We start from the raw sequence: 8,857 nt of genomic DNA, 5'->3' as shown, positions 1-8,857 counted from the left end.
TTGTTCTCAGCGGGCTAGGGCTGCGTATTCTACGCATTTCCCTGTGGTCGTCAACACTTTTTTTAAACTTATTTTAAAGAAAGTTTTCGACCGTTTAAAGTGTGTTCAATTTGACTCGAACTTGCTTCAAACCCCGACTCGCCAACCTTGCTACTTAATCGCTTAAGAAGCTGTTGTGCCGTGTCAGTGGATGCGCATTATAGGGAGATTCTGAAACCGTGCAACCCCTTTTTGAAAGAAAAACACAAAAAAGTGATTGGATGTTTTTTTATTGAACGTTACGTATAAAAAAAGGGCTAAAATGCCCTTTTTATCTCTATTTTGGTATGAATCGATCGTTAGCTGTCTTTTTCATGCGTTTCTGTTTTACCAGAAAGTAGTTCATCTAGCTGAGCTTGTTCATCTGCAGATAAAGAGGCAGGCTTATCTTCGCGCTTACTTCTTTGCTGACGAACGAAAAGACCAACCACAATAGCGCCAACAATCAATAGGCCTAATGGTCCCCACCATAGCAAATAAGTCTTACCATCCAATCTTGGGTTATAGAGTACAAAGTCACCGTAGCGTTGAGTCATGTAATTGATGATCTCTGAATCACTACGCCCTTCATCCACCATCTTATATACCTGAAGACGTAAGTCGTGCGCCACTGGAGAGTTTGAATCTACCAAATCTTGGTTTTGACACTGTGGACAGCGCATCGAACGAGCCAATGCGATTCCGCGTTTTTGGTTTACTTCACTTTTAAATTGATAGGTATCGACTGGTGTTGCAACGGCTCGACCTATAGTAAACATGAAAGCTAGGGTTAACAGCATCAATGCCTTTTTCATTACGGCCGTTTTCATTACTGTGCTCCATCCAGTTTGGCTTCTGCTTGCAACTTCTTAATTAATGGTAAGAGTTTATTGTTCCATTGGTAATCATCAATTGGACCTGCAAAGCGCAATCGAATAACCCCTTTATGGTCAACAACAAAACTTTCTGGCGCACCATAAACACCAAGATCGACACCTAAACTACCTGTATGGTCAAAAATATTGATGCTGTAAGGATCACCCATTGTTTTTAACTCTTCTAAAGCATCGTCACGTTCATCACGATAATTGATGCCATAGATAGGTAAAATGTTTTGCTTCTTAAGCTTCATTAAATATGGATGCTCAAACTTGCATGAAGGACACCATGTGCCCCAAACATTAAGCAATGAAACTTTACCGACTAAATCCTTATTAGTAATGCTTTGCTTTGTGTCTTCCAGCTTTTCAAGTTGAAATGCTGGGATAGCTTTACCTTCTAAGGCACTGTCTAATTGCTGTGGATTCAGGAAAAGCCCCTGATATAAAAAGAACCCCAGCACTGCAAAAAGTATTAAAGGTATAAAAAGTACAATTTTCTTCATCTTTTCTCCGCTTCTGTTCTTTATTGTGTAATGAGACTGCCGCTAGGTTCATCATTCTTGATGTCCTTTTTGCTTTTAGCAGTAACACGATTACGATAACGTTTATCAGTAGCAGCCAAAATACCACCAATCATCATAAAGATAGCGCCAAACCATATCCAACGCACATAAGGTTTATAGTTTAAGCGTACAGCAAAGTCTGTGCTACCCACCGGATCACCCATGGTGACATATAAGTCGCGGAAGATACCCCAATCGATACCCACTTCACTCATGCTCATCACTTGAACGTTATACTGACGGCGTTCAGGCTTAAGGATAGTAACCAGCTTGTCACCTTCAGTTACTTTGACTTGCATTTGGTTTGCGGTGTAGTTTGGCCCTTTAAGCTGTTTCATACCATCGTATGTAAAGGTATAACCTGCAAGTTCAGCACTTGCTCCTGGCCCCATTCGTACTGATTTCTCTACATCGTAGTGTGAAACCATTGCTACACCGACCACAGTGACAGCCATACCAAAGTGAGCGAATAACATCCCTTTTTGACTACGACTTAGGCGAGACCATTCAAATTTGCCTTGTGTCGTTGTTGCCATTTTCTGCGCTGCTTTTATTGTTGCAAGCACAACCCAAATAGCTGCTGATGCACCTAGTGCGACCCAAATTTCAAATTTTCCACCTGCAATGAATGGGACGATAAAACCAAGTACAACTGCAACAATTGCTGGGATAAGTAAGGTTGCTTTTATCTCGCCTTGCTTCGCTTTCTTCCAGCGAATGATTGGACCAATACCCATAAACACATATGTCATGAGTGATAACGGAACAAAGATCGCATTGAAATAAGGAGGACCAACAGAGATTTTCCCTAAGCCTAATGAGTCAATCAACATTGGGTAAAGCGTACCAAGCAATACTGTTGCTGCTGCAACAGAAAGAAGCAGGTTACAAATGAGCAGTAACGTTTCTTTCGACCATAACTGAAAACGTGCTGGGCTACGCATTTGACTCGCTCGGAAAGCGAATAATGTCAGTGAGCCACCAATCGTAATGGCGAGCAATAACAGAATGAATGAGCCACGACTTGGGTCAGCGGCAAAAGAATGGACCGATGTTAATACACCTGAACGTACAATAAAGGTTCCCAATAAGCTTAAGCTAAAGGCAAAGATTGAAAGTAGTACGGTCCAGTTACGGAACGTCCCTCTTTTCTCAGTCACAATTAAGGAATGAATCAGTGCCGTTCCTACAAGCCACGGCATAAAGGATGCGTTTTCCACCGGATCCCAGAACCACCATCCACCCCAGCCAAGCTCATAGTATGCCCACCAAGAACCCAATGCGATACCACCAGTTAAGAAAGTCCATGCTGCTAATGTCCAAGGACGGCTCCAACGAACCCATGCAGAATCTAATCGACCACTCATCAACGCCGCAATTGCAAACGCAAAGCTTACTGAGAAGCCAACATAACCAATATAAAGCATCGGTGGATGGAAAATTAAGCCAACATCTTGCAGCATTGGATTCAAATCACGCCCCTCAAGCGGCATGGGAAACAAGCGCTCAAATGGATTTGAGGTCAGCAACATAAACAAACAGAAGCCAGTAACGATAATACCCAATATAGAAAGTACACGTGCCGTATAACGGACATCAATACTCTTACTGAATAGCGCAACCGATGCTGTCCATAACGACAAGGTGAACACCCAGAATAATAGTGAACCTTCGTGCCCCCCCCAGATTGCCGCTATCTTAAAAAACTCAGGCAAATGCGAGTTTGAATGAGCGGCGACATAGGTAATGGAGAAATCGTCGGTTGCAAAGCTATAGCCGAGAATGCCTATGGCGATTGCGACAAAGAAAAACATACCGTAAGTGAGGGGCCAAGCGTATCGAGTGAGTAGCTCATCATTGCGAGCAACACCAATAAGTGGCACTACAGACAATAACAAAGCAAACGCTAAGCCTAGGACTAAAGCGAAGTGTCCGAGTTCAGGGATCATGATGCGTTCCTACTTGTGCAAATTCAAACACTATTTTATTTGGATTGAATGAGCATTGAATAAAACTGCGGCTATTTTAGAACTAATGGCGTATCTTGTCTGCTATTTTAACGCATTTTGTTACAAGTATTAAATTTGTTTAATCTCATCAAAGTTGATGAAAATCTAGTTCACTCAATGATATTGACGTATAATCGCCCAACCTATTCGGTTTAGCCGTATTTTTTAATTAACAAAAAGACGCTTTATGATGACCACGTTTTGGATTTTTGCGATTATTTTTGTCGCTATCACTTTTGCTCTTATTTGGTTTCCTTTTTTCAAAAAACGCCTACCTTCAGATACTGTTGAAGACGTAAGACAACAAGCCAACCTTGAAGTTTACCAAGAAAAGCTCGCTTTTGTTGAGAAGGACTTAGTGGACGGCACCATCAATCAAGAAGAGTTTGATGTTTTAAAGCAAGAGCTTGAAATTACTCTGTTGCAAGACGTTAAGTCTGCGGAGCAAGAACAAGTCACAACAAAAATCGTAAAACGAAACCCTGCTTGGCCGCTCATCATGAGCATTACAATTCTGTCTGTGACGGGTTATTTATACAATAAACTCGGTTCGTACGACATCATCCAGAATGTGCCAACCATAACCCAAGGTCATGAGGGTATGACGCCTGAACAAATGGCGATGCAGCAACTCATGCTAATGGAGCAGCAAGTTAAAGAGAACCCTAAAGACAGTGAGACCTGGTTCAGTCTTGGTCATGCTTATATGTCTCTTGGTCGCTATGACGACTCGATACATGCTTTTGACCAAGCAATTGGCATCGATGGTGAAACTGCTGAGCTTTTAGGACCTAAAGCGACAGCGATGTTCTATAAGAATAACCAAACAATGACTCCTGCGATTCAAAGCATAATCGATAAAGCACTGAAACTGGATTCAGGTGATCCCGCCACGTTACTTTTAGTCGGTATGAATGCTTTCTTTGAGTCCAACTACCAACAGGCCATCACTGCATGGGATAAAATTCTGAATAGCGAACGTCAAGATATTGATCGTGAAGCAGTGAAAAATGCCATTGCTGAAGCTCAGAACCGCCTTGAACATCCACCGAAACCTATCGACCCGAATTTAGGCGTTGAAGTTGAAGTAACTGTTGCGGATGAACTGAAAGATAAGATTTCGCCTAATGACACGTTATTTGTCTTTGCACGTACTTCTGGTGACAAAATTGTTCCGATTGCCGCTTATAAAGCAGAGCATGAAACCTTCCCTACGCTCTTAAAGCTGACACAAGCAAATGAATTAGGCACTGGCGTTACCTTCAGTGACATCAAGACCGTTGATATCATTGCGCTACTGTCTAAAAATGGACGATTTAAGCCTGAGGCCGGTGATTTGCAGGGTAGAGCTGCAAATGTAAAAGTCGGTGGGAAAGTTACACTAAAACTCGATACGTTAATTTCTGATTGATCGTATCTTTCAGAGATAAAAAAACCGGCCTAAGCCGGTTTTTTTTATGAATGAGAAAAACTATTTCGCTTTGCTCATCATAAATTCAATTGCCGCTTTTAGATCATCGGCATTACATGCAACACATGTCCCTTTTGGTGGCATTGCACCTTTACCTTTTAACGCTACAGCAACAAGGCCATCCATGCCTTTCTTGCCACCGCTTTGAGGAACGCTACTTACTTTATCAAATCTTTCTTTCCATGCTTTTTGGTCATGTACTTTTGGGGCGCCAGCTAAACCTGTTCCGTGGCACACATGGCAAGCTTGCATATACGTTGCTTTACCATCCTTTGCTGCAAATGCATTTACTGAAAACACGCTTGCTACTACTGCAATCATTGCTAATTGTTTTTTCATGTTAAACGTTCCTAATACAGAAATTCACACTCTTATCTTGTAATTAATGCCGGGTTTAAAGGTTAAAACCCAATTAAAGTAACTTTTTTAAAGCACAAAACGCATGCTTATGACTAAAAAGTATACACAATATCGTGATCATGCTCACTAATTACACAAAAACTTAATATTGATGACAGCTTGGGTTCAATCAATTTAGTTAAAATGTAAAAGGATTTAGGTATTGTTTGCAGTAAATCAAAGTCTTTTTACTATGCTGTAACCTTCGTCAGGCTTTGTGCTAAACTGACCGCCATTCAAATAAAGACACTAGCGTTAGAGAGTGCTGTGACAACAACGACTTCTGAGAACCCGTTAATCGCTGCAGATAGGCTCACCTGTATTCGCGAAGAACGTATACTATTCGATGAGCTCAGTTTTGAGATTCTCGCAGGTGATATCGTTCAAATTGAAGGCCCAAATGGTGCGGGTAAAACCAGTTTATTACGCATTCTTACAGGCCTGTCACGCCCCTATGATGGCCAAGTACTTTTTCATGGGCACAATATCGAGCGAGTGAGTGAAGAATATCATCAAGATATGCTTTATCTCGGTCACAAGCCTGGTGTAAAACCCGAACTTTCTGCAGCAGAGAATTTGAAAGTTAACCTCACGTTGAGTGGTCAATATCAACACGAAATAAAAGATACGTTAGCGCAAGTTGGCTTAGATGGCTTCGAAGATGCTTTAGCTGGTCATCTGTCAGCAGGCCAACATCGCCGGACAGCTCTTGCACGCCTGTGGGATACCAATACGCAAATTTGGATTCTAGACGAACCTTTTACTGCAATAGATAAGCTCGGAGTTGAGAATCTAGAAAAGCGCTTTATTGAGCACGCTAACAATGGCGGCTGTGTCATTTTAACCAGCCATCAAGATTTAGGCGTTATAAGTTCTGATCGTATAAAACGTATTAGCTTAGGTAATCTAGATGACTAAAGGAACTGCAGTGCAACACGATATCAGTTACAGCCAAGGTTTTATTACCGTCTTGAAACGTGACCTATCTATAGCCATTCGTCACAGAGGTGATATTTTTAACCCGCTGTTGTTTTTTGTCATGGTGATTACCTTGTTCCCATTGGGCATTGGCCCTGAACCAAACACTTTGACCAAAATTGCACCAGGCATTATTTGGGTGGCAGCACTGCTTTCTTCAATGCTCTCACTCGAACGTTTATTTAAAGCTGATTTTAACGATGGTACTTTGGAGCAAATGCTATTAAGTCCACAGCCTCTGCCCATACTTGCGTTAGCAAAAGTGATTGCGCATTGGTTATTAACAGGCTTACCGCTGGTGATCATTGCTCCTCTGCTCGGCTTACTGTTAAATCTAGAGTCGAACGCTTACACAGCACTGTTATTAACACTGCTTGTGGGGACACCTGTCTTAAGCTTATTAGGTGCTATTGGTGTAGCTTTGACAGTGGGAATTAATAAAGGCGGTGTTTTACTGAGTTTGTTGATCCTTCCTTTGTATATTCCAGTACTTATCTTTGCAACTAGTGCAATTGATGCTGCAGGAATGGGCTTACCCTACAGCGGACATTTGGCTATAATAGCGGCAATGTTAGTCGGTTCATTAACTTTGGCACCTTTTGCAATTGGTGCAGCATTAAAAGTGAGTACAAATTAAATGTGGAAATGGCTTCATCCTTATGCGCAACCCGAACGTGCGTACCAACTTTCTACAAAACTGTTCCCTTGGTTTGCCATTTTAGGTTTTTCAATGGTCACTGTTGGTACGATTTGGGGACTTTTATTCGCCCCAACGGATTATCAACAAGGTGATAGTTATCGCATCATCTTTATTCACGTCCCTGCAGCATCTATGTCGATGTCAGTGTACGTCGGTATGGCTATCGCCTCATTCATTGGTTTGGTCTGGCAGTTAAAAATGGCAGACTGGGCTGCAGCTTCAATGGCTCCAATCGGTGCAGTGATGACGTTTATTGCCTTGATCACAGGTTCTCTCTGGGGTAAACCTATGTGGGGCACCTACTGGGTTTGGGATGCACGATTAACTTCCGAACTCTTGCTATTATTTCTCTACCTAGGCGTGATTGCACTTTACAACTCATTTGAAGATAAAGTAATTGCTTCGCGTGCTGCTGGCATTTTATCTATTGTAGGCGTGATTAATATTCCAATCATCAAGTATTCAGTGGATTGGTGGAATTCATTGCATCAAGGTTCAACCATTAAGATCACCGAAAAGTCTGCGATTACTGGCGATATGTTGCACCCATTATTACTGAATATTTTTGGTTTTGGCTTAATGATCGGAGCAATTACTATCATGCGATTTAAGGCTGAAATTATAGCCCGTTGCAGTATGCGCCCTTGGGTTAAAGACATGGCGATAAAAGAGGTGAACAAATAATGCAATTCGACTCACTACAGAGCTTTCTTCAAATGGGAGGCTACGCTGCTTATGTCTGGGCCTCATTTGGGGTCTGCTTTGCAAGTTTACTGATTTTAATTTTCTTTAGCGCTACCAAAGAGCGTAAAATTCTTAAAGAAATTGCCACCAAACTCGAGCGTGAACAGCGTTTAAAAGATATACGGAGAAAAAAGAATGAATCCTAGGCGTAAAAAGCGACTGGCTCTGGCCTCTGCATTAGTTATTGGTTTTGCTGCAGCAATTGCGTTACTGCTTTATGCACTGAATTCTAATTTAAATTTGTTCTATACGCCTTCTGAAGTCACGATGGGGAAGAAGGATACAGGCCAAAAACCGAGTATCGGCCAGCGCATTCGTATTGGTGGCATGGTAACAGTAGGCTCTTTAAAGCGCGATCCAGATAGTTTGCATGTTCAGTTTGCAGTACATGACGCTACCGGAAAGCAAATTACGGTCACTTACGATAACCTGTTGCCCGATTTGTTTCGTGAAGGCCAAGGCATTGTTGCTCAAGGTGTACTTGTTGGTCCTCACACTCTCAAGGCGACAGAAGTGTTAGCGAAACACGATGAAAATTACATGCCGCCGGAAGTTGCTGAAGCCATGGGTAAGGATCATAAGAAGTTGGAGTATCCGTCTTCTGAGAAGTAATTTATTGAGCGACAGGGAAGTTGTTTAATTGATTAGACAGACTCTTCATTAATGATGAACGATAAACCTCAATAGTATGTTATCGGCACGTGCCAACGACTTATCAGTGTGTACAACATCATCAGAAATAGTATTTTGTTCATGACTATATGCTTGATCATAATAGTTTTTAACTGTTCTTTGTGATATCGAAAAGCTGAATCCCATAATTACACCTTATCTCTTCCTATTGTGATTATAGAGTTGAGTCTGATTTATTTTTTTACAGAATAATTGGCGATATATAACGCTAAAGTATTAGCTAAAAAAATAAGATAAAAGACTCCGAATATTTTTCACATATAGGAATATGCTTGTAAGTATTAGGAACAACAGCGTCGTTAAAGTTCTCTACATGAACAATAGTTAATTGTTTAGAAACCCATGTTTACACTTCTTTACACTGGTTTATTTGAACAAAAATTTGACTTATATAAATCTAA

The 8,857-nt window shown here is 41.3% G+C and carries 11 protein-coding genes; 6 read left to right on the top strand and 5 right to left on the bottom strand.

Going from position 1 to position 8,857, the window contains the following annotated elements; translation table 11 throughout:
- Positions 1-338: 338 nt before the first annotated feature.
- From nrfF to JQC92_RS13240, 3 genes are read right to left on the bottom strand one after another with little or no spacing between them, the layout of a single operon-like run.
- A complete protein-coding gene (gene nrfF / locus JQC92_RS13250) occupies positions 339-848 on the bottom strand; it encodes a heme lyase NrfEFG subunit NrfF (RefSeq protein ID WP_205000081.1) in 510 nt (169 codons plus the stop codon).
- Entirely contained in the window at positions 848-1,402 is a 555-nt protein-coding gene (locus JQC92_RS13245; RefSeq protein WP_205000080.1) for a DsbE family thiol:disulfide interchange protein, read from the bottom strand. The genes nrfF and JQC92_RS13245 overlap by 1 nt, the downstream gene beginning before the upstream one ends.
- A 20-nt stretch (positions 1,403-1,422) precedes the next feature.
- Complete coding sequence (locus JQC92_RS13240; protein WP_205000079.1) at positions 1,423-3,411, bottom strand: heme lyase CcmF/NrfE family subunit; 1,989 nt, start codon at positions 3,409-3,411, stop codon at positions 1,423-1,425.
- Positions 3,412-3,658: 247 nt separating this feature from the next.
- Here JQC92_RS13240 and ccmI point away from each other — a divergent pair, with 247 nt between their 5' ends.
- Entirely contained in the window at positions 3,659-4,882 is a 1,224-nt protein-coding gene (ccmI, locus tag JQC92_RS13235) for a c-type cytochrome biogenesis protein CcmI (RefSeq protein ID WP_205000078.1), read from the top strand.
- A gap of 60 nt (positions 4,883-4,942) precedes the next feature.
- On the opposite strand, the gene JQC92_RS13230 is transcribed toward ccmI, so the two are convergent.
- Complete coding sequence (locus JQC92_RS13230) at positions 4,943-5,281, bottom strand: c-type cytochrome (protein WP_205000077.1); 339 nt, start codon at positions 5,279-5,281, stop codon at positions 4,943-4,945.
- 327 nt (positions 5,282-5,608) lie between these two features.
- Between JQC92_RS13230 and ccmA the strand changes: the two genes are divergently transcribed.
- From ccmA to ccmE, 5 genes are read left to right on the top strand one after another with little or no spacing between them, the layout of a single operon-like run.
- Positions 5,609-6,259 carry a cytochrome c biogenesis heme-transporting ATPase CcmA gene (ccmA, locus tag JQC92_RS13225; protein ID WP_205000076.1) on the top strand — a complete coding sequence of 217 codons (651 nt, stop codon included), beginning with the start codon at positions 5,609-5,611 and terminating at the stop codon, positions 6,257-6,259.
- The gene (ccmB, locus tag JQC92_RS13220) at positions 6,252-6,956 is read left to right on the top strand and encodes a heme exporter protein CcmB (RefSeq protein ID WP_239480556.1); all 705 of its coding nucleotides are present in this window, start codon (positions 6,252-6,254) and stop codon (positions 6,954-6,956) included. The genes ccmA and ccmB overlap by 8 nt, the downstream gene beginning before the upstream one ends.
- Positions 6,957-7,703, top strand: coding sequence for a heme ABC transporter permease (locus tag JQC92_RS13215; RefSeq protein WP_205000075.1), 747 nt, complete (start codon positions 6,957-6,959; stop codon positions 7,701-7,703).
- Positions 7,703-7,909: a heme exporter protein CcmD gene (gene ccmD / locus JQC92_RS13210; RefSeq protein ID WP_205000074.1), complete on the top strand. Its 207-nt coding sequence runs from the start codon at positions 7,703-7,705 to the stop codon at positions 7,907-7,909. The genes JQC92_RS13215 and ccmD overlap by 1 nt, the downstream gene beginning before the upstream one ends.
- Positions 7,899-8,375, top strand: coding sequence for a cytochrome c maturation protein CcmE (ccmE, locus tag JQC92_RS13205; protein WP_205000073.1), 477 nt, complete (start codon positions 7,899-7,901; stop codon positions 8,373-8,375). The genes ccmD and ccmE overlap by 11 nt, the downstream gene beginning before the upstream one ends.
- Before the next feature lie 48 nt (positions 8,376-8,423).
- Here the strand turns inward: ccmE and JQC92_RS13200 are convergent, their stop codons facing one another.
- Positions 8,424-8,582, bottom strand: a complete 159-nt coding sequence (locus JQC92_RS13200; RefSeq protein WP_205000072.1) for a hypothetical protein — start codon at positions 8,580-8,582, stop codon at positions 8,424-8,426.
- Positions 8,583-8,857: the final 275 nt, after the last annotated feature.

Source organism: Parashewanella hymeniacidonis (genome assembly GCF_016900895.1).
Classification (GTDB): domain Bacteria; phylum Pseudomonadota; class Gammaproteobacteria; order Enterobacterales; family Shewanellaceae; genus Parashewanella; species Parashewanella hymeniacidonis.
The sequence above is the reverse complement of the archived record's forward strand: the minus strand, read 5'-3'. Positions and strand labels throughout refer to the sequence as shown.

Coding starts and splice junctions, on each gene's coding strand:
- nrfF (WP_205000081.1), bottom strand. CDS start 848: ATGAAAACGGCCGTAATGAAAAAGGCATTGATGCTGTTAACCCTAGCT.
- JQC92_RS13245 (WP_205000080.1), bottom strand. CDS start 1,402: ATGAAGAAAATTGTACTTTTTATACCTTTAATACTTTTTGCAGTGCTG.
- JQC92_RS13240 (WP_205000079.1), bottom strand. CDS start 3,411: ATGATCCCTGAACTCGGACACTTCGCTTTAGTCCTAGGCTTAGCGTTT.
- ccmI (WP_205000078.1), top strand. CDS start 3,659: ATGATGACCACGTTTTGGATTTTTGCGATTATTTTTGTCGCTATCACT.
- JQC92_RS13230 (WP_205000077.1), bottom strand. CDS start 5,281: ATGAAAAAACAATTAGCAATGATTGCAGTAGTAGCAAGCGTGTTTTCA.
- ccmB (WP_239480556.1), top strand. CDS start 6,252: ATGACTAAAGGAACTGCAGTGCAACACGATATCAGTTACAGCCAAGGT.
- JQC92_RS13215 (WP_205000075.1), top strand. CDS start 6,957: ATGTGGAAATGGCTTCATCCTTATGCGCAACCCGAACGTGCGTACCAA.
- ccmD (WP_205000074.1), top strand. CDS start 7,703: ATGCAATTCGACTCACTACAGAGCTTTCTTCAAATGGGAGGCTACGCT.
- ccmE (WP_205000073.1), top strand. CDS start 7,899: ATGAATCCTAGGCGTAAAAAGCGACTGGCTCTGGCCTCTGCATTAGTT.
- JQC92_RS13200 (WP_205000072.1), bottom strand. CDS start 8,582: ATGGGATTCAGCTTTTCGATATCACAAAGAACAGTTAAAAACTATTAT.